Raw genomic sequence first — 24,413 nt, 5'->3', positions numbered from 1 at the left:
GATAATTAATAGATGATCATCGAAAAAGTCGCGTCATCATGATGATGACGCGATCATCAAATTAGCGTTGGCTGATAGGAACCACTTTACGAGGTTCGCTACCAACATAATCAGCACTTGGACGAATAATGCGGTTGTTCGAGCGCTGCTCCATCACATGTGCCGCCCACCCCGTTAAACGTGAACAGACAAAAATGGGGGTAAATAACTTGGTTGGAATGCCCATAAAATAATAAGCCGAGGCATGGAAGAAATCCGCATTACAAAATAGCTTTTTGGTGTCCCACATAAACTCTTCACAGGCGACAGAAATGTCATATAGCGACGTATCACCCTGTTCATGAGCCAGTTTTTCTGACCACGTTTTAATGATCACATTACGAGGGTCCGACTCGCTATAAATGGCATGGCCAAAGCCCATGATTTTTTCTTTGCGGGCTAACATCAACGCCATTTGCACTTTAGCATCAGCTGGCGAACTGAATTTTTGGATCATGTCCATCGCCGCTTCGTTAGCACCACCGTGCAAAGGACCACGTAATGTACCAATCGCACCGGTAACACAAGAATACATATCAGATAGTGTCGAGGCACATACTCGTGCAGTAAAGGTTGAAGCGTTAAACTCATGCTCTGCATACAAAATAAGTGACACATCCATCACCTTACGGTGCATCTCTGACGGGGTTTTACCGTGCAGTAGTTTGAGGAAATGACCGCCTAATGAGTCTTCATCGGTGGTGCAATCAATGTCTACACCGTCATGGCTATAACGATACCAATAACACATGATCGCTGGGAATGCGGCTAACAAGCGATTGGCGGCTTTATTCTGCTGAGTAAAATCGACTTCTGGCTCAAGGTTACCTAAAAACGAGCAACCGGTGCGCATTACATCCATTGGGTGCGCATCAGCAGGAATGAGTTTTAATACCGCTTTAAGGGCATCGGGTAAATCACGCTGCGCTGTTAATTCGGTTTTATAAGCAGCTAATTGCGCTTGGCTAGGCAGTTCGCCGTTAAATAATAAATAAGCGACTTCTTCAAAGGTAGCGTTATCAGCCAAATCAGAAACATCGTAACCGCAATACGTCAGGCCTGAACCTGATTTACCTACAGTACATAATTTTGTTTCGCCAGCACTCTGACCGCGTAATCCTGCGCCTGATAATTTCTTGTCTACCATAATATCTTCCTTTCTATGCTGTTCGCGATTTAGCGCTGCTAAATCGCGATTGTAGGGTATTTTTTATTTTAGTCGTAAACCTGTCAATCTGTTGTGCTGGGTGGTTATTTGTTTTTACCTTCGGCAAATAGACTGTCTAATTTTTGCTCATAATCGTGGTAACCTAAATAGTCATACAAATCCATCCGCGTTTGCATAGTATCAACCACGGCTTTTTGGTCACCATCGATTAAAATTGCACTGTAAACATTTTCAGCTGCTTTGTTCATCGCACGGAACGCGCTTAATGGGTATAACACCATAGATGCACCCCACTCGCCTAATTGTTGCTTATTCCATAATTCGGTTTGGCCGAACTCTGTAATATTGGCCAAAATAGGCACATCAAGTGCTTCAGCAAACGCGCGATAATGTTGTTCGGTTTTAATGGCCTCAGCAAAAATACCGTCAGCACCAGCAGCAACATAAGCTTTTGCACGTTCTATGGCGGCTTCGAGACCTTCTTGAGCAAATGAGTCAGTACGCGCCATAATGAAAAAATCTGGATCAATGCGGGCATCGACTGCCGCTTTAATCCGATCAACCATTTCTTCTACTGGCACAATTTCTTTATTAGGACGATGGCCGCAGCGCTTTTGTGCCACTTGATCTTCCATGTGCACAGCTGCTGCGCCGGCTTTTTCCATATCACGAATGGTTTTAGCAATATTAAATGCCCCGCCCCAACCGGTATCAATGTCCACCAGCAAAGGTAAGTCACAGGCAGACGTAATCCGCTGTACATCAACCAGCACATCATTTAGCGATGTCATGCCCAAATCGGGTAAACCATAAGAGGCGTTAGCCACGCCACCACCAGACAAATATATCGCTTGATGACCAATTTTTTTTGCCATCATGGCGGTATAAGCATTAATGGCACCAACAATTTGCAGTGGATTATTGTTGGCTAAGGCTTGACGAAATTTTTTACCTGCACTCATGATATTTTCCTCTTTGTAATTATGGCTGTGGGCGTAAAACGCTACACGCAAATCGCTACGATAATTTATGTTCGATACTGTTTTTAGAATACATAATATGGCGGCGCATCAGCATTTCGGCTAATTCTGCGTCACGATTGAAAATGGCCTGAACAATGTGTTTGTGTTCATCATAGGCGGTGGTCACTCTCGGACCGGCCATACTAAGTTGCACCCGGTACATGCGCACTAAATGATAAATGCCATCAAACAGCATTGAAATTAGGTGTTTATTTTTACTGCCTAAAATAATTCGATAATGAAAATCAACATCACCGGCTTCTTGATAATAAGACTCGCCCCCTTTGACCTCGTCAAAGTGGGATTGTAATAAATGGTTTAAATCGGTAATTTCGACATCGGTCATGTTCTTTGCCGCTAAACGTGCAGCCATGCCTTCAAGTGATTCACGCACTTGATACAGCTCTATCAACCCTTGTGGAGATAACGCCACAACACGAGCGCCTACGTTGGCTTTACGCTCAACAATATGACACGACTCTAAGCGGTTAATGGCTTCACGGATCACGGCTCTACTCACGGCGTACTTTGTCGACAATTCAGTTTCGCTCAATTTAGAGCCAGCCTGAATACGACCTTCGACTATATCGTCTCTAAGGGCTACGAAGGTCTTATCTGCAGAAGTAATCGGCTGGATCATATTTATACCTTGGATAATAAAAACAGACATTAAAAACAGCTATACAAAACAAGTTGTCGACAATATAGCACCTTTGTAACGTATAACAACCCTAAATGGTACTTTTTGTCGACAATTAATCTAATTAACCCTAAAGCGTTAGCCATTCCTAATTTATGATGTCACTCAATACACCTTACCTCACCCCATGCTAATATTAGCCGCCGAGGTATGACTCATCACACCATTGTGGTTCGATGCTCACTCAGCTATCTGTTACACCCTATGTTGCGTTACACTCAATGATATAAAGAGATTGATGTATCGATTAATAGAACGATAAATACAATAAGGGTCTCTTGATGAGCCAACACTTAGCTTGCCAACTTGAATTGATCCATTTGTTTGTCCATGTGGTCAATGCAGGTGGTTTTTCATCTGCTGCACAAGAGTTACAGTTGCCCATTGCCACTGTCAGCCGCAAGATAAGTAAATTGGAACAAAGCCTTAATACTCAGTTGATTATGCGCAGCACGCGAAAGCTGCGATTAACTGAAGAAGGCGGCGCGTTATTTGATCGTTACCATAATGTAGTGGCACAATTTGATCGTATTTGTGGTCAAACCATAAACGAGCCGCAAAGCACCCTACGGATATCTACGCCCGTCTCGATAACCTCGATGATATTAATTGAGGCCATCAACGACTTTTCGAAACAACATCCGCACATTCAACTGCACATCACCCAAAATAACAGCACCATTGATTTAATTGACGAAGGAGTCGACGTTGCCATTGTCGGTGGCGCACAACCAGACTCATCTTGGGTATCTACATCATTGGGGGTATTAAACTACGGCCTATATGCATCACCTGAATATGCTAAGCAACTCATTGAGCTGCACCATCCGCAGCAGCTAGTTGATTATCAGTTAATTAAAGTGTGGCCGCTGTTTAACTGGACCTTAAAACATCACAATGGTGAGCAGTATTATTACGATGGTCCCGCTAAATTAACCCTAGGGGATTTACACGGCGCAATACGGGCAGCTGTCGGTGATGGCGGGATTTTATATGGCCCTGAATTATTTGCGAAACAGCAATTATTGAACGGTGAACTCGTGCATGTATTACCACAATGGGCTGGTGAGCATCGTCGCATCAGTATTTTGTATCATCAACGTCGCCAACAACCATTAAAAGTGAAGTTGTTTATTGAGTTTATGCAGCAACGTGCAGCCACTATCTTCGACTTGTTCTAACTCGATTCGATTTTTGATACTTTAAATTTGCATGCGAAGTTGAAGTTGAAGTTGAATATTTTGCTTCAATAGCGGGCGTTTTCCTAACCTAAGCGATTCGAATTATATTGCTATAGGTTAGCGTGATGCCATCGACTGACACACTCAGTCAATGGCATCACTGGCAACTAACAGCTGGCGACTAATGACTAGCAACTAATGACTAGCACCTAATAACTCGTAACTAGTCACTAGCTACTAGTTACTAATGCCTAGTATAAGTACACATTTAAACTACAGGCGCCATGGGCCCCCACCACTAATGCTTGTTCAATGTCAGCGGTTTTAGACGGACCAGATATAAATAATCCTAACTCACCTTGTTGCAGCGATACTTGTTTAACCGCTTGATGCATATTGGCGACAATATTATCTTTCGATATGGCAAGAATAAGGTTTTCACAAATAAACGGCGTCACTCGATGACTGGGTTGATTGACCCAAATAGCCCCATTTTCGGCCACACCAAGATCGCCTGGAATAACCGCATAATCAATATCCGCCAGATCATGAGCGGTTGCAGGCACCTGACGATTGCCTTTAATCCCCTCCATCAACGAGATCACCTGCATATTTTGTGTTATCAGATCATCGACGGCCTGTTGTAGCAATACTAAGCCGCCTTCGCTGTGAAGCGTCCCTGCGACTGTCTTTAAACTTGCGCTAAATTGGCCAACAAGATCATCATTATTAGCAACTACATCAATGTCTGGCATGGCATGATTATCCAATGCCGATTTCGATAGTTCAGATAAAATACTATTTTTATTAGACATATTAACGGCTCCGATTCTTGTTATACCAGGTGGCAAAGCTTGACTCTGGCGCGACAGGTAATTCGCGATATTTCCCCCATGCACCGCTAAATGGCTTGAGTAAACTTCCCGGTAATACCCGCAATGCTAATCTTGCTGCTGACATAGAGGTATTCATTAAGGTTTCATTGCCCATAAAACGGCCAACTAACGGCATATAGCTACCTTTGCCATAAGGCAAGGTCTTGGCCTCCGCTTTTAAACGACGATGATGAGCAATAATTTTATCCAAAGGCACCATCGTTGGGCACACGTAAGTGCAACTGCCACATAACGTACATGCCCAAGGGATAGAATTGGTATCATCATGCTTGGCACCTACGGCAATACCAATAGGGCCTGGAATGGTGTAGTTATAGCTATAACCACCTGAACGGCGATATACAGGACAAGTGTTTAAGCAGCCACCGCAACGAATACATTTTAGCGACTCGGCTAAAATTTTATCCTTCATCATATCGCTTCGGCCATTATCAACAATGATCACGTGCATCTCACCGCCATCTTGTGGACCACGGTAAAACGATGAATAGGTGGTAATGGGTTGCCCTGTGGCATTTCGGGCCAGTGTCCTCAACAACACCCCTACAGAATCCATATTAGGAACCACTTTATCGATGCCCATTGAGTGCAATTGCAACTTAGGTAAGTTAGCGCCCATATCAGCGTTACCTTCGTTGGTACACACAACGATAGCACCTTGATCGGCAATGGCCATATTGACACCGGTCATGGCGGCGTCGGCAGTGAGGAATTTCTCTCTCAAATGCGCTCGAGCAGCACGGGTTAAATACAAAGGATCTGATTCACCGGCTTTAGTGCCTAACTGTTGGTGAAATAACTCACCCACTTCTTCTTTTTTCATGTGAATGGCTGGCACCACAATGTGCGATGGTGGCATATTGGCTAACTGAATAATGCGTTCACCTAAATCGGTATCAACCACTTCAATGCCATGGCGTTCTAAATACGGATTCATATGGCATTCTTCAGTTAACATCGACTTTGATTTAACCAGTTTCTTAACTTTATGTTGAGCTAAAATACCTTGGACAATTTCATTATGTTGCTGAGCATCTTTAGCCCAATGCACCTTAATACCATTGCTAAGGCATTGTTGTTCAAATTGTTCAAGGTAATCCGCTAAGTGGCTCAAGGTATGAAGTTTAAGTTGTGAGCCTAGCAGCCTTAATTGTTCCCATTCGGGTATACTGCCCGCGGCGCGATCACGTTTTTCACGTAATGCCCAAAGGGCTTTAGAATGCCAATCGACACGGGTTTCATCGCGGCAAAAAATTTCAGCTTTATGGGCATGCACCTTTGAACCGGATGCAGAATATAATTCAGTCATGGTCGCTCCTACAGTGCATCATTAATGATTTGGGCAATGTGACGGGTTTCTATCGGTAATTTTTGGCGACGGATCATGCCATCTAAATGCAACAAGCATGAGGGATCAAACCCCACCACATATTTAGCTCCCGTTGCCGCATGGGCTTGAGCTTTATCTTTACCCATCTTAGCGGAGACCGCCCCTTCATCTACGGCAAACGTGCCACCAAAGCCACAACATTCATCGATACGCGCCGGATAGACAATCTCGAGCCCAGCAATGTTGGCCAACACAGCTTCCACTTTATTAAAGCGTTTTTTACCCATTTGTTCTGTGGGCGTCGCCAAATTAAGCATACGGATCCCATGGCAGCTCATTTGAATACTAATTTTAGCCGCCACTGAACGCTTGAAGGTTTTAATCGGCGCGATGTCATGTAAAAATTCGGTCAACTCATAAAGCTTACTGATGACAGCTTGTGCCTCTTGGCTACCATCAAATTCGTGAAAGTTTTCTTTGGCTGCCACAAGGCAACTGGCAGCAGGACATACAATGGCATCACACTCAACACCTTTAAATGCATTGAGTAATTTAAGTGTGGTATTTTTGGCTTCATCAAAACAGCCTGAGTTTGTCATCGGTTGGCCGCAACAGGTTTGCCCTGGCGGAAAAATCACTTCATGGCCTAACTTTTCCAATAATGTCAGGGTTGCGATGGCCACATCGGGCATCATTTGATTCACTAAACAAGGTATAAATAGTGCTATTTTCATAAGGCGGTGTTATCCCCAAAAGCGTCATTAAACATGAGTCAAATCACATTGAGCTATTCAACATCATGACCAACAACTCATAATCGTAGGTACAATGTATTCCGATACCCTTATAAAATGTAGTGCTAATTTAACAAATATCGCTACAGACTTTTCCATTTTTGTAATATTGAATATCGGCGTTAAAATTAAGCCTAGTTTACGCGACACTATGACGCACTTAAATTTAGGCTTTATTGTTGATATGAATGATGATGAATCGAGAAAAAGTCATTGGTTAATTCAACAAAAATTATTAATAACAATAACGTTAATCCCAGCAGTTCACTTAACAAAATATTGATAAATAGCTAGCACCTTAGTGAGTATTTTCTGGATGCACCGACCCATTAAATTGAGTTGCTTACAGATTTCAATATCGTTTTTATTTGACTAAACCATCGATAAATTTATGAATATTCATTCACAGCAGATACTTAATCAGAGCATTTTATTTAGTCAGTGCACACCGTTTAGGCGCTATCATAATGAGACGCCTACCATGGCATAACTGGTATTTTTGCCACACATGAGCGGAATCAATATCAAGGCCATTACAACATCAACAGATTAGGTAATGTGAAAGGTTCACCTAATGTAAAGGGCCTCTCATATTAACTGCGACATGGTGTCGCAGTTTGGCACTATTTGATTGCCCTGCTTGGGTAGATTCAGCAGACTCAGTTGATGGGTGACGTCAGTGACATCTCCCCCGATTTAAATAACATATTTAACACTGATGTTATAACCTGTTTGATACGACACTTTGGCGTTGTTTGGTTGATGACTTTGAGTCGCAATCAAATGTCTACACTATGCTTGGTGACTTTACTCTGTATTTATTTACTATGGGAATGGGGATGGATGCAAATTAAAGGTATCGTTTTTAATCTGAATAAGATTATTGGGCCTCTATTAATATAGAGGCCTTTTTTTTATGGCTAACTGTCTGCAGATAATGAAGTTTGTCACTTTTATGGGGCTAAACGCGCGCTGGCGGAACAGACTAACTCATTTGCGTTCCAAAGCTTGTTAGCCAGTTTGCTTTACCATCTTGAACGCTACTTGATTTGAGTGAGTTCTATCATGCTAAAGCCTATTTCTCAATATTATAGGCCGATGATTACGTCATGCAGCAAAGTGTTTATGAACAGTCAATGTCGAGGATAGCAAACTAAGTTGACCACACCCCATTTTAGCCTATGGTAGAAATTTGTTAACAAACTGTATTTTATAGCATTATCCAATATTTTATTTTTGATATTGCACAATAACTCATCCTCTGCGGACATAAAATGTACGACGATTGCGAGTCTACGAAAATTAGCGCTATTAAGATTGACGTCAATCAAAGTGATCTTAGCTTAAGTTATGATATTGTTAATAGATTTACTTGTATGAGTTTTTATGGCGAAGAAATATGACTTTAAAATTGAAATAAAAAAACATTTTTGCCTATAAAAAATTTAATTTATTGTGTTAAATATGGATGCATCATATGGAAGCTGGCTCTCGTAGAATACAGTTTATTTCTATACCGGTAACGTTGCTCATCATGGCGATTGTTTACTACTCATTCAACACCGGACGCGATATAGCAGTACGCTACTCACCATTAGTTGATGCGGCGATGGAGATCAAACTTGAAGCGACCACGGCTCATTTGTGGTTTGAAGAGGCGATTAGTGGTGACCCAACTATTGATATCGAGGCGATATGGACTCATCTTGATCAGTCAGCATGGTATGCACAAGCAATGCTTGATGGTGGCGTAAATAATGAAAACACTTTCCTCGCACTTAACGATCCTCATTTACGACTGCAAATAGAAGACACAATTGTCGATCTTCAGCATTTCCGTCAAATTGCTCAACTACGCTGGAATGCACAATCAACATCCGGTATTGGTTCTAATATTGATCAACAGTTTGATCAAGCCTTTTTAGAACTTAATCTTGCTGTTGATCATGTTCAAACCACCTTACAGAAAATCATCATTAACGATCTGCAAACATTTAAACTCATGCAACAGTTGTTGATGGCCCTGACCCTTATCGTAGGGTTGGTTATACTTGGCTTATTGCTGCGCTACAACACTAGGATAAACAACCATATACTGGCGTTACATAAGCAAGAAGAAAGCCTGCGGATTACGTTAAACTCTATCGGTGATGCTGTGATTGTGACCGATACCCATGGCACTGTAACCTACATAAACCCAGTGGCGATTAAACTCACTGGCTATACCGCTGCTCAAGCGATAGGACAACCGTTAACGGCGGTTTTCAATATTATTCATGCTCTCACATTCGAACCGGTTAATAACCCAGTAAAAAAGGTACTCGAAACCGGTTTAATCGTCGGGCTAGCTAATCACACTATGCTTATTGCCAAAGATGGATCTGAATACCAAATTGCAGACTCAGGCGCCCCTATACGCAACCCTGCTGGTGACATTAGTGGCGTGGTACTGGTGTTTAGAGATGTCACCGAAGAACACACATTATTTTCAGAGTTAGAGTCTAGTCAGGCACTGATAAAAACATTGTTAAATACCGTCCCCGATATGATTTGGTTAAAAGATGCAAAAGGGGTTTATTTAGCCTGCAATTCAAAATTTGAACGGATGGTTGGCGCTCGAGAACATGAGATTGTGGGTAAGACGGATTATGACTTTGTAGACCATGAGCTTGCCAATTTTTTCCGCAACAATGATGACAAAGCTTTAATTGCCGGAGAAGCTACTGTCAATGAAGAGTCACTTACGTTTGCCGATGACGGTCACATTGAGCTTGTCGAAACCATAAAAACCCCGATGAGAGATAATAATGGTCACTTAATCGGCATATTAGGTGTTGCCAGAGATGTCACTAACTATAAAAAATCGTTGGCACAACTTAAAGAAAGTGAGACGAGGCTAATTGAGGCTCAAGTTTATGCACAAATAGGCTATTGGGAGTTGCTGGCAGATCAGCAAACAGCCATTTGGTCTGATCAAATGTACGCTTTATTTGGACTCGTCAAAACATCTAAAGCTGGGCCAGACACCATATGTGAAGTCATGAATAAAAGCGACTTTCCAACCTTTATTGCATCCGTTAAAGAATGCTTCTTTAGTGGCAAAGAACACCATGTCGAGTATCGGATCATAAGACCCAGTGATGGTGAGGAACGCTGGATAGAGTGTCGAGGTAAAGTGGTCACGGATAGTGATGGAAAACCGCAAAAAATATCAGGTTTTATCCAAGATATTACTGAGAGTAAAAAAGCCGAAGAGACTTTACGCCAAAGTGAAGCGACTATCCGAAACAAGCTAAAAGCGATATTAGAACCCGATGCTGATATTGATTCATTAGCACTATCCGATATCATTGATGCCGAGGCGCTGCAATCCCTGATGGATGATTTTTATGATCTTACCGGTATGTTAGGTGCGGTACTTGATATCAAAGGCAATATTTTAGTCGCCGTGGGCTGGCAAGATATCTGCACTCAATTTCACCGTTGTCATCCTGATACGCGAAAAAATTGTCTTGAGAGCGATTTGTTCCTCACACACGGTGTAGAGCATGGAACATTTAAGGAATACAACTGCAAGAACAATATGTTCGAAATGGTCACTCCTATCGTTATCGGAGGCAAGCATCTCGGCAATGTTTTCATTGGCCAGTTCTTTTATCAGGATGAGGTCCCTGATGTTGAGTTATTCCGAAAGCAAGCAAACAATTATGGCTTTGATGAACAAGAATACCTTGCTGCACTTGACAGAGTCCCCCGCTTCACCCGCAATGAGGTCACTCGAGGAATGCATTTCTATGCCAAACTTGCCGATATTATTTCAACATCAAGTTTCAGTGCGATTAAACAATCAAGGTTGCTTGCTGAGCAAAAAAAAGCCGAAGAAAAACTTCAATTATCCTCTAGGGTCTTTAGTGATACCCACGAAGGCATCATTATCACCGATGCCCAACAGCACATCGTTGATGTTAATCCTGCATTTAGTCAAATCACTGGTTATAGCCGTGAGGACATTATTGGCAAAACGCCAGAAATCTTGAGATCGGGTAAGCATAGTCCGCAATTTTATTCCGCGATGTGGCAAACCGTCTCGGAACATGGATACTGGCTAGGCGAAGTATGGAACAGGACAAAGCAGGGACAACTCTATGCTGAATTACTCACCATTTCATCATTAACAAATGACCACGATGAAGTGACTCACTATGTCGGGATGTTTTCTGATATTACCAGTAGCAAACGACAACAAGATCAACTCAATATGATGGCGCACTATGATGTACTCACTAAACTGCCTAATCGCGCTTTATTTGTAGATCGTTTTCAGCAATCCATTGCCCATAGTCTGCGAACAGGACACCAACTTGCGGTATGCTTCTTTGATTTAGATGATTTCAAACCGGTAAATGATAACTATGGTCATGAAGCGGGAGATCGTTTATTAATTGAAGTAGCAAACCGCATCACAGTTTGTATTAGAGAAGAAGATACAGTATCACGTCAAGGTGGCGATGAATTTGCAATATTACTTAATGATATTGAATTGGCATCACAATATGAAGCAACCATAAAGCGTATTCATCAAGCACTGGCGCAACCTTATTTTATTGATGATGTTCAACATCATATTACCGTCTCTAGTGGTGTAACCTTATACCCGTCAGATAATGCTGATATAGATACCTTACTACGCCACGCTGATCACGCGATGTATCAATCTAAATTGGCAGGTAAGGATCGTTCCCGATTATACAGTCCAGATTCAGACCAACGTATTATCCAAAAGAACCATCTCCTAGAAGAAATTGAACAAGCTTTAGGTAATCATGAATTTCAATTGTACTATCAGCCAAAAGTTAACATGGTTAGTGGCCATGTTTTTGGGGTTGAAGCCTTAATACGTTGGATCCATCCAGGAAAAGGACTCATTCCCCCATTAGACTTCTTACCCTTTATCGATGGTACGCCATTAGAGGTTAGGATTGGCGAATGGGTTATCAATGAGGCGCTACAGCAACTTGATGATTGGAAACTGCAAGTTATTAACCTTGAAGTCAGTGTCAATATCTCATCAAACCATCTACTCTCGCCCTCTTTTGTCGTCAATCTAGAAAAGAGTTTAGCTAAGTACCCCAGTAACAATTCTCAATATTTACAATTAGAGATATTGGAAAGTTCTGCTTTTGGCGATATCAATACCATTAATCATATTATCGAGACATGCCAAAACAGGCTAGGCGTCAGTTTTGCTTTGGATGATTTTGGTACCGGTTATTCATCGTTAACCCATTTAAGAAGTTTACCGGTGAATACAATTAAGATCGATCAACGTTTCGTTTTTGACATGTTGGATAATCCAAGTGACTACTCCATCATTGAGGGCGTCATTGCGTTAACGAAATCATTTAACCGCAATGTTATTGCTGAAGGTGTTGAAAGCACAGAACACGGTCTCATGCTACTACTAATGGGCTGTGAGCAAGCTCAAGGTTATGGGATAGCGAAACCAATGCCAGCTAAAGCTTTTTTACCATGGCTTAGCAACTATACTCCGAATAAAAACTGGCGTGTTAGTGGCAATAAGCATCGTAATAATACCGAAAACAGTTTGGCGATATTCACTATGCTTAATGCTCAGTGGAGAGAGACATTTAGACAAAAGATAGTATCGTCTCCAGATGACCATGCACTCTGGCCTATTCTTGATGTGCAGTCTTGTCAATGTGGCAACTGGATCCGTCGAGAAAAGCACAGGACATTATTTGAAACACAATACATACAGCGACTTGAACAAGCTCATAATAATATTCATTTTATTGCTCATGCAATACAGCATCAATATCAACAGGGCAATATTGACACTGCACGTAATAGCTTAGTCAATCTCGAATTAGCTTTTGATGATATAATTAGCGTACTAAGTTTGAGCTAATCAAAATTATGATTAAAATGATTCTATAACATAAAAAAGCGAACATTATGGTTCGATCTAGGCGTTACGCTATATAATGAGGGTCACAAATATTGTGGTACTCTCTTCATAAGGTTAAATGACCAAATGTATGCTTTGGATCGATAAAATCCATTATTGAGATCATTGCTATGACGACTACAGAAGTAGTTTAACGTGTCGATCTGCTCTGATATTTAACCACTAGTTCCGCTGTTAAAATCCCGATGTAGTAAATTTGTCGCAAAAACGGGAAGAAAACCATACATTCCCCTAATAGCAAGAGTCATTTTAAGATCTAAAGCACTAACCCACGTTTGTCCGTGCGAGTTAAAAACAATCAAAATTTATTGTCCGCAATACTAACGATTATCTGCCGTCGGCTTTTTCAGCAATTTGCGTTGCAAGGTTCTGCGGTGCATGCCGAGTTGGCGGGCGGTTTCTGATACGTTGCCGTTGTTGTTGGCGAGAACTTGTTGAATGTGTTCCCATTCGACACGTTTGGGGGTTAAAGGCTGTTCCCCAATGGCATCATAAGTTGTTGTTTCTGCCGTGACTGATAATGCATTTAATAAGGTTTGGGTGTCGACGGGTTTGGCGAGGTAATTGTCTGCGCCAAGGCGGATGGCTTCTACGGCGGTGGCGATACTGGCAAAGCCGGTGAGCAATACCATGTGTACATGGGGTAAAAGTTGTCTTAACGGTTTAATCAACGATAAACCATTATGGTCGGCCAATTTCATGTCTAGCACGATATGGGTGGGGAAAAATTGCCTTGCCATTAATAAGCTGTCGCTGGCGTGATGGCAGGTTTTACACTCAAAACCCTGCTTGCCGAGGCGGCGGGCTAAAATGGCGGCTAGGGCTAAATCGTCTTCAATAATCAATAGCTTGTTCATGGTGTTCTCAATTCAACTTCTATTTACTTCTATTCGCTTCTATTCGTTTAAAATAGCGTCAACTCGCTTTTTGTTCGTTCAGCGGCAAGGTCACAATGGCTTCGGTGCCGCATTCGGGATGAGGTTTAAGGTATAATTTACCGCCTAAACGCTCAAAGCTGGTGTGACTTAATAATACCGCGATGCCCATCCCTTTAGGACTTTTTACCATGTTACTGCCTAATGTTTGTAATAAATGAGTCGCAATCCCCACACCGTAATCACGAATAGTAATACTCAGTTGCTTGGGTTGTGACAAGCCAATATTTACATCTACGCGGGTCTGATGCTGATTATCTTCACTGGCCTGAATGCCATTTTGAATTAACGCCATTAATGCTGGTAACAAGCTCATGTCGGTCATCACTATACGTGACTCAACTTGTGGTGCTATGGATATATTCAGTTGCGCTTCTGGCATCAATAAACTTATCTGCTCGGTTAAGGTTGCCACTAACTCATCGACTCGCTGTTCTGCTAGTTTTTGCTCCCGTATCGATTCGGTCGCTAAACGTAAGTCAGCTAAGGTGACTTCGCAGCGATTCAGTGCGTGCTGCATTTCGGTGATCAATTCCAGTTGTTCAGCATCGTGCTGAGTATCAACTAACTCATCGGTGAGTAAACGTAATGTGGCTAACGGCGTCGCTAGTTGGTGAGCCATTTGCGCTGATGCGGTGCCTATGGCCAATATCTTTTCTTGGCGTAACTGGCCTTCTCGTAAATAGCGCAGCTCGGCATTTTTCTGTCTGATCCGTTTGGCAATAAAGCCGACGGTGACGGTTAACACTAATGCCGAAATCACAAAATTAAACCACATGCCTAAATAGTGCGATCCCATGTCCATACTTTGACTTGCGGGCATCGCCTGATTTGCTGGCATAACGTGGTCCATTGGTATTTGGCTTATGTCGTGTTCCATTACCGAGCCACTATTTTGTTCGGTGATATCAACAATCATCAAGCTATAAAATATCGTCGACACTATGGTTAAGCACCAAGGAGCCCATCGGGGTAAGGTAATGGCTGAAATCGCAATCGGTAATAGCAGTAATGAGACAAAGGCATTGGTTGCTCCGCCGGTGAAATATAACCACGTAGTCCAAAACAAGGTGTCTAATAATAAGGTTAAGAACAACAAACCATTGTTGTTCATGCTGAGTCGATGAAAGCGATAGCTAAAACCCACATAACAGGCTTCAAAAATTAACACGTAAGACAAGGTTACTGGAGGAGTTGTTAAACCAAATAAGTCGGTGGCAAACAAAATAAGACCAATTTTAAGCCCCCAATTAACCAATCGCAGTAAGGCTAATTGTTGCTGGCTGGCATTAAAAGGCAGATTCGCATTTGTCATACTATTATTTATCCTAATTTTTATGATGTATTAAGCTAAAGAACCCGCTTTCAAATATGAGTGCCTTACAACACGGCAATTATGGGGGTATTTTATCAAATATTTACCCTTGCAGTGCCAATATTAACGATATTAATTCAGCGAAACAGACTCACTTTTTAGTCAAAAATAAAGTTAACAAGTAACAAAAACGCCTCGCCTAGCATTAAATATGTAGCTACAATGCATATAAATTCACGCCATAAAATCAACCAACCGCATTATAACCCCTCTTTCACGGTTATTAACGCATTTGGACTTTGGCTGTGTTTGCATTTATAGGCCATTTTTTCTAAATGTAACCTTTTTAAATATCTAATAATAAAACGATAAAACCAAGGAAGTTGTTCAATGATTAACGACATTATATCGCTCGCCAACAATGTGCTGTGGGGCGAATACCAAGTACTCATTTATATCTTGGTATTCGCCGGAGTGTGGTTTTCATTGAAGTTAAGGTTTATTCAATTTCGCCATTTTGGCTATATGTTTAAGGTAATGAAAGGCAGTACCCAAAGTGACAGATCAGGCATTAGTTCTTATCAAGCCTTGTGTACAGGTTTGTCAGCCCGTGTCGGTACCGGTAATTTGGCCGGTGTCGCCATGGCCATATCATTAGGCGGCAGTGGCGCGGTCTTTTGGATGTGGGTTATCGCACTGCTGGGTATGGCGACCGGCTTTGCGGAAAGTATTTTAGGCCAGCTGTATAAAGTACGAGACGATCATAAAGAATACCGCGGAGGACCCGCCTATTATATCCGCGCAGGACTCAACAAACCTTGGTTAGCAGTATTATTCGCCCTGTGTTTGTTCCTCGGTTACGGCATTAGTTTTAGTGCCATGCAAGCCAACACCATTACCGACGCACTCAACCACACTTTCGAAATTTCGCCAGTATATTCTGGGGCAGTCATTACCTTCATTGCTGGCATCATTGTTATGGGAGGCCTTCGCAGCATTGCTCGGTTTGCAGAGTTCGTGGTGCCTTTTATGGGCCTGGCATTTATTTTGGCAGCGGTAACCGTCACCATCATTAATATCCAACAAGTTCCCGGAGTATTGATGGATATTATTAACTCTGCTTTTGGATTAAATGAAGCGGCGGCCGGCGCACTTGGTGCAGCCATTAAAAATGGTATCCAACGCGGTTTGTATTCTAACGAAGCCGGTGCGGGCAGTGTGCCACATGCCGCCGCAGGCGCGACGCCGGTGCCAAATCACCCGGTTGCGCAAGGTTACGTACAAATGCTGGGGGTGTTTATTGACACTATGGTGTTGTGTAGCTGTACCGCCATTGTAATTCTACTGGCTCAAGGCAGTATTGGCAGTGAAATGGAAGGTATTCGTATCACTCAAAACGCCATGACTTATCATATGGGCATTAGCGGCGATATGTTTGTTGCCATCATTATTACTCTATTCTCTTTTACTTCTGTAGTGGCTAACTACGCCTACGCCGAAAGTAATTTACATTTATTTAAACTCGACAACATCTATGGTCGCACCGGGTACACACTATTGTATTTAAGCATGGTTTATTGGGGAGCCAATGCCTCATTAAAAGAAGTGTGGAACATGGCCGACATGGCGCTGGGATTAATGACAGTAGTTAACATCAGTGCCATTATGCTGCTCACCCCGACCATCGTAAACTTAACCCGCGACTACCAAGTTAAGCTTAAAACCACTAATAAGCCTGAATTCAAGCTGGCCGATGTAGAGATTCAAGGTAAAACCGAAAAAGGGGTTTGGTCTTAGCCGTTCATTAAGGCAGTTTTTTACGATAGATTTCACTTTAGCGTCAATGTAGCGGTTAGTTTTCAAAGCGGAATTGAATAAATGAGTTCAATTCCGCTTTATCGTTTATAACAACTCATTACAGCCGTACTAACTATAACGCCACTATCAAAATGCCACCATTACATCACTACTAGTACAACGCCACCATTACATCACTACTAGTACAACGCCAATATCACAGCACCACTTATGCTTGCAGCTGTCTTTTTCCCTCAATTTTGAATTCAAATAATCTCACACAAATGCTGCATTGTTGTTTAATCGGCTTTATTGGTTTAAATATCAATAGTTCATATCACATCCATAATTAAGCATAATCAGCAACAATGGCCGTTATGGTTAAAAATAACCAAAAGATACTGGCCTTACCTCATCGAGTTAACGTAAAATAATAATCTAACTAAAGAGGGGCTAATGGCTAATATATCTAAATTTGATCGCGAAGACGTACTCAAAAAAGCAAAAAACCTGTTTTGGCAAAAGGGGTTTCTAGCCACTTCTACGCGAGAAATTCAAACTATCATGGACATGCGGCCGGGCAGCATTTATGCCGCATTCGGTAGTAAGGCTGATTTATATAATCAGACATTAATTCATTATGCACAAACGTCCGCTAGCAATTTAAATGATAAAATCGAGCAGAATGACCACGTATGGGACGGGTTGAAGCAGTATCTGCGCAGCTTAATGGCTCCTTGCAGTGAAACCGTACCCAGTGAATTATGTATGTTGATGCGCACGCTTTCAGAACTTGATGAGTCACATCAAGAAACCCTTAGCATCGCTCGTGATTTATTGACTCAAGTTGAGCATCGCTTTGTCAATATCATTGAGCAAGCTCAAAACGAAGGTGATTTGCCTGCTCAATTGGATAAACATAAGCTCGCGAAAAAGCTACAAGTGCATATTATCGGTTTACGCTCTTACCTAAAAGCCACCGGCGATACTGAAACAGTAAGCCAGCAACTCGAAGAGTTTTTTATTCAGATACAAAGTTAACAAAGCGCCTAAGGCGCTTTTTAAATAACGCAACGACAAAGTTTTGCACCTATTTTACTGCCAAGATTTATTTAGCGGTAAAATTAGGCCAGCGCATCGTAAAACCTCACATCAAATTGACCAATGCCATGATAGCCAATATTGATTTTTGTCGCTAATGGCACTTTTACCACACCGCAGTATGATCCGGTAATGATCGCTTGCCCTGCACTGAGATTAATGCCTAATTTTGCTAAGTAATTAATCAGCCAATACACAGGCATTTGTGGTAATTCACACGGATGGAACCCAGAAAACTGCTGCACCATTTGGGTCTTAAACTCGCTCACCACCACATCGATATGACTGGCTTTATACGCGACAGACTTATCTATTTTAGGGCCAATATACAGGCCTTGATTACTTAGTCCATCGGCAAGTTTTTGATAAAAACTCGGTTGACTCTCACGGCTAAATCGATTCTGGATCAGCTCTAATGCCATATGCGTAGCTGAAATCATTTGGTCAATTTCACTATGGCTGTATTGACGATAAGCTTCAATGTCTTGCCCTAGTATAAACGCTATTTCTGGCTCTATCAGCGCTGTCGCCTGCCCGTCTGTCACTCTGGGTATAATCGCGCAATCAATACTATGACTCACCGGACCTTGCAAAATGGGCGCTACAATTAATTGACCATTGGCTTGTGGAACTAAGCATTTCCACCCCGCAATGGTGCCATTAAGATTAATCATCAATTGTTGTACAGCAATTGATTCTTCAATACTTTGAGGAAGTACCGCTAGGTAGTTAGAGTCGGGATGAAGAGTATTTCGCTGAGCAAATAAATGCATAGCAAGTTTAATAAGAGCGGGGTTATCAGTCAAAATAGCATCATCAAAACAATCAAAATGCTACATTATCGTTTTTAGCGACTTGGATCGATAGATTTCGTCACCGTATAATAAAAAAAACCGCTGCAACATAGTCAGCGGTTTAGTTTTACATCCAATGATTTGGCTACGTTAGCCTAAATATGATGCTTAAAGTAGATTACTTGCTCATCGCTCTTAACATCCATGCGGTTTTTTCATGTATCCGCATTCGATCGGACACTAATGCTGCCGTAGACTCATCCTCAGCGGCTTGGGCTAATTTGAGCACTTGTCGCGCGGTTTTGATCACTTGCTCGTGACCTTTGGTCAGTAAATCGACCATGTCAGCTGAACTCGGTACGCCTTCAATTTCTTTAATGGAGCTTAAACGGGCAAACTCTTTATAAGTTCCTGGTGCGGCCACGTCCAAGGTGCGAATACGTTCGGCAATATCATCAACCGCTAGCGCAAGTTCAGTGTAATGCTCTTCAAACATTAAGTGCAGTTCGCGAAAGTGGATCCCGGTGACATTCCAATGGAAATTATGGGTTTGCAAATATAGTGTATAGGAATCGGCTAATAAACTTTTTAAGCCATCAGCAATTTTTAGTCGATCTTCTTTTTTTATACCAATATCGATGTCAGTCATTTTATTCCTCGTAAAGTAGAATTAATTAGTCATAACATTACAGCATTTGTATAAATGGTGATGACAAGCTAGCAAGATTAACAATAAATATGGTTTATTCTTAACATGTTGCTTACATTGTATCTCAGCGAGTCTTTATCGTCGTATTATGACACCAACGAAAACAGCACACGCTGTTAAAACAAATATTACACCACTAATAAAACGGGTCTCAATTCAAATAACATTTATTTAATAAATAAGTTTATTGAATGTCTACATAAATTAACGTAATAAACTCGGGTAAATTAATTGCGATTACGCTAACTCATCGTTAATGTTAGTGAGTATTCATACTAACATTACCACTTAATGGATCAACCGCTGGCCATTAAACTCTGTTAATACTTTTATATTAATAACTGTAACCAAACATTGAAGCGGATCTCATATTGATGCTCGAAGAGGAAACAACACAAAATACATATACATGACCACCACAAGATTAATCAGCAGTACAATCACACTGAGCAAGCTAAAGTGGCTCATCATTTCATAAAACTCAAAAGGTAAATATATTGCGCCGCTAAGCAGTGCAAACCATTGGGTCCAGCGCATGTTATGCCATAAACCATAGGCTTCAATAAAGCGCACCAAAGTATATGCCGCAGCGCCTAGTGCCAGTATCGTCAGGCTTGATTGCGACACTGAACCCACTGCTGAAATAAAAATACTAGGGTAATGACTAGCAGGGTTTAGGTGTAAATGAGTAACTAGCTCAATTGCCAGCATTGACAAGTTTTGACCGGCATAGATATGTAGACCAATCGCGACCAGTAACGACAATAGACCTTTAGATGCTTCAAGTACCGCAACGGCACGTACACCTTTATTCGAGTGCTTCATTGTGTAGCGTTTCCAATTTCCGGTAAAGCAAGCCGGCTAATATTAGCTTGTGACAATGACGATGGCGATTAATATTTCCCCGACAAAAAAGCACTTCGGTTAACGTGTTTAGTCGTCAATACCGATTCATTTTTACAAGTAAGTAACGTAAACACCTCCTCCAACTTAAACGGTGAAGTTACTGATTTTGGGCTGATAAAAGCTCGATTTGTTGACGCTCATCATCGGTTAGTGCACCGTAATCTCTTGGGTATGGCCAGCCATAACCCCAGCGAAATTGGGTCGGTAAATAAGGTGTACCGCCAACGCGGACCCCGGCTAACATCAATAATGCCACTTCAGATTGGCCGACTTGAGCCACACAAATACGTAATGCCTTATCTGATGCCAAACGCTCATCAGATGTCCCCCCTTTCCAGTAGTCATAATCATGACGTTCGCAACAGGACAACCATAATTGTTGCTGTGCAAAAGTGCCATCAGGAAATGCACTGCAGCCATCACTGGTAAACGGCACGAGTGTGTCGGCTTGTAAAGGATTGCCTAGCATCGACATACTGGCGATAAACATGGCAGCGCAATTTAAGCGGTATTTTTTCACTATTAGCATCCAGCTTTTCATTATTCACGCATTATGATGCCACAGCAACGATGACAGTAATAGAATATAAACGTTGTTTCTTGATTAAATCTTCTTTTACATCAATGGGTAAATCTATATAAGGCCAGACTAATAAGCCAGATTAATGTGCCAGATTAGCAAACCATTTTTGGTACGGTTGATACACGTCGTAAAGCCAATTAAATATAAAGGTATAGATAAAAAGAAAAGCTAACAGGCCCGCCTCCAGCATTAAGGTATCGACAAGGGTTAACCCTAAATACCACGACACTGAGGGGATTGTGATTATAAGCATTCCTCCTTCAAAGCCGCAAACATGTACTCCCCTGATAAACATCGTGCGCGCGAGTCGTTCCGCACCAAACAAACGATCAAACCATAAGTTATAAACATAATTCCACAACACGGCAAACACCGACAGAGCGAAACTGACCAGTAACATATCAGCGCTATTTTGCTTCATCACTATCGCACTTATTGGCACAATAAAGGCCATGGCGATCAGTTCAAAAGACACGGCGTGAAACATTCTTTCTCTACTTTGCATTTATATCTCAATTGGGGGGTGACGTTTTAACTATTTTCATCCAATATAAAGATACATTAAAGTTAGTAAGTATCGGTAAAAGCGATATGTATAGTATTGAACAGCTTGAGGCCTTTGTGGCAACCGTAAAAACGGGGTCATTTTCATCTGCGGCAAGAGCGCTTAATAAAGCGCAATCAGTTATCAGTCAGCATGTGATAAACCTTGAAATAGACTGCAATAGCGAACTATTTGATCGCAGTGGACGTTATCCTCAATTGACACCAGCAGGAAAAAAACTGCTACCCCATGCCCAAGTATTACTGAGCCAACATCAACGCCTGCGCGATTGCGCCAAAAGCCTAGACCAACAAGCAATATCTGAGCTGACAATTGGTTTAGATGAAGGCATTCCGCTGCAAAAGCTGTCTAATATTATTAATGAGCTCGAAGCTCAATTTCCAACTATCACGCTTGAGTTTTTAACGGCATCGAGCATTGATATAATCGATATGATTGACACTGAGCGGGCTGTTACCGGAATTATTTTCAGCGAGTTAACGATCCCGACTCACATCGACTTTGAATCTATCGGGTCAATTAAGTTTGATATGTATGTGGCGAGTGTTCACCCTTTAGCACAACAGATATGTGATAACTTAGCCAACTTAAAATTGCATCGTCAACTCTTGATCCGTTCGCGGAATACTAAATCCAGTAGCTTTCAGACAGCAATTAGCCCAGATGCTTGGTACGCCGACAATTACTATATTTTGCTCGAACTTGCATTGCAGGGACATGGTTGGTGTTTACTACCCAATCATATTGCCAATAACTATGTTAATAGCGGTCAATTAGTATTATTACCGTCTGAATTTAAAGAGATTGGCTGGCAAGCTAATGTGGATGTTATACAGCACCATTGTTACAGTCACGAGCCGGTATTTAAGCAACTTAGACACTCGCTACGGCAATTACTGACGCCATAATTTACGTTGATAATAACTATTCTCCATGTCATATATCGAACCGGCTTTGACAAACGAACCTTGCTGAACAACATGTAAAAACATTCCCAATTGAGCGGTGACAAACACGGCTTATCCCAACCCATTTATGATTAACATCAAAAAAAGCGCTACTGATTCAGCCTTAGTCGTGTAGCAAAGAGTACACCCAGGCTAGTGATTATAGTGGGGTTAACTATTATTTTTAAAAAAATACAACAACTCAAACAGCAGACTTTATACTTTGTTTCACACCTAGTTTTTATACCGTTTACAGCTTGTAAAAGATACTGGCTCTATTTTGAGAATTATCAATTGTTGAGATATCATCCGCTGTACACTTTGGTTTAACATTCTGTATTGACGATATATAGTTAATTAACCGCACAAAAATATACAACCAAACAACGATTGTTCAAAGCCATTGAGCCTTAGGTGATTTCGGCATAAACTCTGATGATGTTGCCTGTAACATAGTTGATTAACACCACAAATAAACCTTGAATAACGGTTGTGGTAAAGCTTGTTCTACGAAGCGTTATTTCGCTTATATTACAGCATCAAATTCGTGATATTGTAGCCTATCGTATGCTAAATTATACGATACAGTTGATAGCTCTGATGCTGATAAATAGCCCGAGGAACCGATTTATGCTGATTGAACATGACATTACTGACGTTTGTGTTGGAATGTATGTGGTCGAAATCACCGAGCCCAAAGATACGTTTTCGCTAACTAAACCTGGTGTGCTTAACAATGCACGAGTTATCGAAGCACTAAAGCGAAAATCGGTTACTAAACTACTCATTGATACCAGTAAAACTGAAGTTATTATCAAAGAAGTCGAGCAAAAAATCAATGTGCTCAAGCCTCAACCGCCTCGTAAAGTCACGCCTGCACGCACCGATGTGAAAGCAAATTTCTTTAATCAAGAATTAGTTAAAGCTCGCCAAGTATTTAATGAATCAAAAAACATTCAAAAACAGTTATTCCATAATGCCCAACACGGTTTGCCATTAGAAATGGACCCGGTGCAGAAAATCACCTCCGAATCGACAGATTTGATTTTCAATAATCCCAATGCTTTGTCGTGTGTGATTAACATCCGCAATAAAGATGAATATTTACTTGAACATTCGGTGTCAGTATCGGTATTGATGACTATGTTTTCTGTATATAAAAAAATCGACAAAGATATTGTTAATCAATTAGCAGTCGGTGCATTTTTACATGATGTGGGTAAAATTATGGTCCCCGATCGCATTTTAAATAAGCCTGATAAACTGACAGATGAAGAGTTTCATATTATGAAAACTCACGCCAGCTATTCAATTGAAATCATGAAAAACACCCCAGGCATTAGCCCGCTAAGTTTAGAGGTGGCAACTTTACACCATGAAAAACTTAACGGACAAGGTTACCCATTTGGTGTGCCAGCAGAAAAAATTACCCTATACGGACGGATGATCAGTATTTGCGATATTTTCGATGCTCTCACCTCCAATCGTTGCTACAAACAAGGCTATGCACAAGTCAAATCCTTTAGTATTTTGCGGGCATTGGCTGAAAAAAATGAATTAGATAACATGCCTATGTATCTGAGTCAGTTTTGGCCTATTCTTATAGTATAAATCAAGACTAGAAGTGAGATTTACTATGAAA

20 protein-coding genes are annotated in these 24,413 nt (G+C 41.4%); 6 read left to right on the top strand and 14 right to left on the bottom strand.

Annotation, left to right across the window (positions count from 1 at the left end):
• Window positions 1-61: 61 nt before the first annotated feature.
• From prpC to AAEZ02_RS17100, 3 genes are all read right to left on the bottom strand, one after another.
• A complete protein-coding gene (gene prpC, locus AAEZ02_RS17110; RefSeq protein WP_101031790.1) occupies window positions 62-1,186 on the bottom strand; it encodes a bifunctional 2-methylcitrate synthase/citrate synthase in 1,125 nt (374 codons plus the stop codon).
• Between the two features lie 104 nt (window positions 1,187-1,290).
• Window positions 1,291-2,169, bottom strand: coding sequence for a methylisocitrate lyase (gene prpB / locus AAEZ02_RS17105; protein WP_101031792.1), 879 nt, complete (start codon window positions 2,167-2,169; stop codon window positions 1,291-1,293).
• 55 nt (window positions 2,170-2,224) lie between these two features.
• A complete protein-coding gene (locus tag AAEZ02_RS17100) occupies window positions 2,225-2,869 on the bottom strand; it encodes a GntR family transcriptional regulator (protein ID WP_101031794.1) in 645 nt (214 codons plus the stop codon).
• A gap of 341 nt (window positions 2,870-3,210) precedes the next feature.
• Between AAEZ02_RS17100 and AAEZ02_RS17095 the strand changes: the two genes are divergently transcribed.
• On the top strand, window positions 3,211-4,110 hold the full coding sequence (locus AAEZ02_RS17095) for a LysR family transcriptional regulator (protein WP_124011571.1): 900 nt from the start codon (window positions 3,211-3,213) through the stop codon (window positions 4,108-4,110).
• Between the two features lie 251 nt (window positions 4,111-4,361).
• On the opposite strand, the gene AAEZ02_RS17090 is transcribed toward AAEZ02_RS17095, so the two are convergent.
• From AAEZ02_RS17090 to AAEZ02_RS17080, 3 genes are read right to left on the bottom strand one after another with little or no spacing between them, the layout of a single operon-like run.
• The gene (locus AAEZ02_RS17090) at window positions 4,362-4,925 is read right to left on the bottom strand and encodes a LutC/YkgG family protein (protein ID WP_101031800.1); all 564 of its coding nucleotides are present in this window, start codon (window positions 4,923-4,925) and stop codon (window positions 4,362-4,364) included.
• Window position 4,926: 1 nt separating this feature from the next.
• Window positions 4,927-6,315, bottom strand: coding sequence for a lactate utilization protein B (locus AAEZ02_RS17085; protein WP_101031803.1), 1,389 nt, complete (start codon window positions 6,313-6,315; stop codon window positions 4,927-4,929).
• 8 nt (window positions 6,316-6,323) lie between these two features.
• Window positions 6,324-7,070 (bottom strand): (Fe-S)-binding protein, encoded by a 747-nt coding sequence (locus AAEZ02_RS17080; protein WP_101031805.1) that lies wholly within the window; start codon window positions 7,068-7,070, stop codon window positions 6,324-6,326.
• A gap of 1,537 nt (window positions 7,071-8,607) precedes the next feature.
• Between AAEZ02_RS17080 and AAEZ02_RS17075 the strand changes: the two genes are divergently transcribed.
• Window positions 8,608-13,059, top strand: coding sequence for a PAS domain S-box protein (locus AAEZ02_RS17075; RefSeq protein ID WP_164839489.1), 4,452 nt, complete (start codon window positions 8,608-8,610; stop codon window positions 13,057-13,059).
• A 380-nt stretch (window positions 13,060-13,439) separates the two neighbouring features.
• Here the strand turns inward: AAEZ02_RS17075 and AAEZ02_RS17070 are convergent, their stop codons facing one another.
• Together AAEZ02_RS17070 and AAEZ02_RS17065 are read right to left on the bottom strand one after the other, a co-directional pair.
• The gene (locus AAEZ02_RS17070) at window positions 13,440-13,976 is read right to left on the bottom strand and encodes a response regulator transcription factor (protein WP_124011574.1); all 537 of its coding nucleotides are present in this window, start codon (window positions 13,974-13,976) and stop codon (window positions 13,440-13,442) included.
• A gap of 58 nt (window positions 13,977-14,034) precedes the next feature.
• Window positions 14,035-15,369, bottom strand: a complete 1,335-nt coding sequence (locus AAEZ02_RS17065; protein ID WP_124011575.1) for a sensor histidine kinase — start codon at window positions 15,367-15,369, stop codon at window positions 14,035-14,037.
• Between the two features lie 390 nt (window positions 15,370-15,759).
• On the opposite strand from AAEZ02_RS17065, the gene AAEZ02_RS17060 reads away from it, so the two are divergent.
• Window positions 15,760-17,166, top strand: a complete 1,407-nt coding sequence (locus AAEZ02_RS17060) for an alanine/glycine:cation symporter family protein (protein ID WP_124011576.1) — start codon at window positions 15,760-15,762, stop codon at window positions 17,164-17,166.
• A 456-nt stretch (window positions 17,167-17,622) separates the two neighbouring features.
• Complete coding sequence (locus tag AAEZ02_RS17055; RefSeq protein ID WP_124011577.1) at window positions 17,623-18,207, top strand: TetR/AcrR family transcriptional regulator; 585 nt, start codon at window positions 17,623-17,625, stop codon at window positions 18,205-18,207.
• An 83-nt stretch (window positions 18,208-18,290) separates the two neighbouring features.
• On the opposite strand, the gene AAEZ02_RS17050 is transcribed toward AAEZ02_RS17055, so the two are convergent.
• From AAEZ02_RS17050 to AAEZ02_RS17030, 5 genes are all read right to left on the bottom strand, one after another.
• Window positions 18,291-19,073, bottom strand: coding sequence for a hypothetical protein (locus AAEZ02_RS17050; RefSeq protein WP_124011578.1), 783 nt, complete (start codon window positions 19,071-19,073; stop codon window positions 18,291-18,293).
• Window positions 19,074-19,239: 166 nt separating this feature from the next.
• Window positions 19,240-19,710, bottom strand: a complete 471-nt coding sequence (locus tag AAEZ02_RS17045; protein WP_124011579.1) for a Dps family protein — start codon at window positions 19,708-19,710, stop codon at window positions 19,240-19,242.
• A gap of 426 nt (window positions 19,711-20,136) precedes the next feature.
• The gene (locus tag AAEZ02_RS17040; RefSeq protein ID WP_351124163.1) at window positions 20,137-20,595 is read right to left on the bottom strand and encodes a DUF2127 domain-containing protein; all 459 of its coding nucleotides are present in this window, start codon (window positions 20,593-20,595) and stop codon (window positions 20,137-20,139) included.
• A 178-nt stretch (window positions 20,596-20,773) separates the two neighbouring features.
• Complete coding sequence (locus tag AAEZ02_RS17035; protein ID WP_124012118.1) at window positions 20,774-21,166, bottom strand: hypothetical protein; 393 nt, start codon at window positions 21,164-21,166, stop codon at window positions 20,774-20,776.
• Window positions 21,167-21,338: 172 nt separating this feature from the next.
• Complete coding sequence (locus AAEZ02_RS17030) at window positions 21,339-21,764, bottom strand: PACE efflux transporter (RefSeq protein ID WP_124011581.1); 426 nt, start codon at window positions 21,762-21,764, stop codon at window positions 21,339-21,341.
• Window positions 21,765-21,850: 86 nt separating this feature from the next.
• Between AAEZ02_RS17030 and AAEZ02_RS17025 the strand changes: the two genes are divergently transcribed.
• On the top strand, window positions 21,851-22,732 hold the full coding sequence (locus AAEZ02_RS17025) for a LysR family transcriptional regulator (RefSeq protein ID WP_124011582.1): 882 nt from the start codon (window positions 21,851-21,853) through the stop codon (window positions 22,730-22,732).
• On the opposite strand, the gene AAEZ02_RS17020 is transcribed toward AAEZ02_RS17025, so the two are convergent.
• Window positions 22,718-22,840 carry a hypothetical protein gene (locus AAEZ02_RS17020; protein WP_351076199.1) on the bottom strand — a complete coding sequence of 41 codons (123 nt, stop codon included), beginning with the start codon at window positions 22,838-22,840 and terminating at the stop codon, window positions 22,718-22,720. The genes AAEZ02_RS17025 and AAEZ02_RS17020 overlap by 15 nt on opposite strands.
• A gap of 561 nt (window positions 22,841-23,401) precedes the next feature.
• Between AAEZ02_RS17020 and AAEZ02_RS17015 the strand changes: the two genes are divergently transcribed.
• Window positions 23,402-24,382 (top strand): cyclic di-GMP phosphodiesterase, encoded by a 981-nt coding sequence (locus AAEZ02_RS17015; protein ID WP_351124160.1) that lies wholly within the window; start codon window positions 23,402-23,404, stop codon window positions 24,380-24,382.
• The last annotated feature ends 31 nt before the right edge of the window (window positions 24,383-24,413 follow it).

The organism is Shewanella sp. T24-MNA-CIBAN-0130 (genome assembly GCF_040310185.1).
GTDB lineage: Bacteria > Pseudomonadota > Gammaproteobacteria > Enterobacterales > Shewanellaceae > Shewanella > Shewanella psychromarinicola.
Note: the sequence above shows the minus strand (reverse complement) of the source record. Positions and strands in the feature narration are given on the sequence as shown.

Excerpts from the sequence above, each read along its gene's own strand:
- AAEZ02_RS17025 (WP_124011582.1), top strand. The coding sequence starts at position 21,851 with ATGTATAGTATTGAACAGCTTGAGGCCTTTGTGGCAACCGTAAAAACG.
- AAEZ02_RS17030 (WP_124011581.1), bottom strand. The coding sequence starts at position 21,764 with ATGCAAAGTAGAGAAAGAATGTTTCACGCCGTGTCTTTTGAACTGATC.
- AAEZ02_RS17090 (WP_101031800.1), bottom strand. The coding sequence starts at position 4,925 with ATGTCTAATAAAAATAGTATTTTATCTGAACTATCGAAATCGGCATTG.
- AAEZ02_RS17065 (WP_124011575.1), bottom strand. The coding sequence starts at position 15,369 with ATGACAAATGCGAATCTGCCTTTTAATGCCAGCCAGCAACAATTAGCC.
- AAEZ02_RS17095 (WP_124011571.1), top strand. The coding sequence starts at position 3,211 with ATGAGCCAACACTTAGCTTGCCAACTTGAATTGATCCATTTGTTTGTC.
- AAEZ02_RS17045 (WP_124011579.1), bottom strand. The coding sequence starts at position 19,710 with ATGACTGACATCGATATTGGTATAAAAAAAGAAGATCGACTAAAAATT.
- AAEZ02_RS17075 (WP_164839489.1), top strand. The coding sequence starts at position 8,608 with ATGGAAGCTGGCTCTCGTAGAATACAGTTTATTTCTATACCGGTAACG.
- AAEZ02_RS17070 (WP_124011574.1), bottom strand. The coding sequence starts at position 13,976 with ATGAACAAGCTATTGATTATTGAAGACGATTTAGCCCTAGCCGCCATT.
- AAEZ02_RS17060 (WP_124011576.1), top strand. The coding sequence starts at position 15,760 with ATGATTAACGACATTATATCGCTCGCCAACAATGTGCTGTGGGGCGAA.
- prpB (WP_101031792.1), bottom strand. The coding sequence starts at position 2,169 with ATGAGTGCAGGTAAAAAATTTCGTCAAGCCTTAGCCAACAATAATCCA.
- AAEZ02_RS17035 (WP_124012118.1), bottom strand. The coding sequence starts at position 21,166 with ATGTTTATCGCCAGTATGTCGATGCTAGGCAATCCTTTACAAGCCGAC.
- AAEZ02_RS17040 (WP_351124163.1), bottom strand. The coding sequence starts at position 20,595 with ATGAAGCACTCGAATAAAGGTGTACGTGCCGTTGCGGTACTTGAAGCA.
- AAEZ02_RS17015 (WP_351124160.1), top strand. The coding sequence starts at position 23,402 with ATGCTGATTGAACATGACATTACTGACGTTTGTGTTGGAATGTATGTG.
- prpC (WP_101031790.1), bottom strand. The coding sequence starts at position 1,186 with ATGGTAGACAAGAAATTATCAGGCGCAGGATTACGCGGTCAGAGTGCT.
- AAEZ02_RS17085 (WP_101031803.1), bottom strand. The coding sequence starts at position 6,315 with ATGACTGAATTATATTCTGCATCCGGTTCAAAGGTGCATGCCCATAAA.
- AAEZ02_RS17100 (WP_101031794.1), bottom strand. The coding sequence starts at position 2,869 with ATGATCCAGCCGATTACTTCTGCAGATAAGACCTTCGTAGCCCTTAGA.
- AAEZ02_RS17080 (WP_101031805.1), bottom strand. The coding sequence starts at position 7,070 with ATGAAAATAGCACTATTTATACCTTGTTTAGTGAATCAAATGATGCCC.
- AAEZ02_RS17055 (WP_124011577.1), top strand. The coding sequence starts at position 17,623 with ATGGCTAATATATCTAAATTTGATCGCGAAGACGTACTCAAAAAAGCA.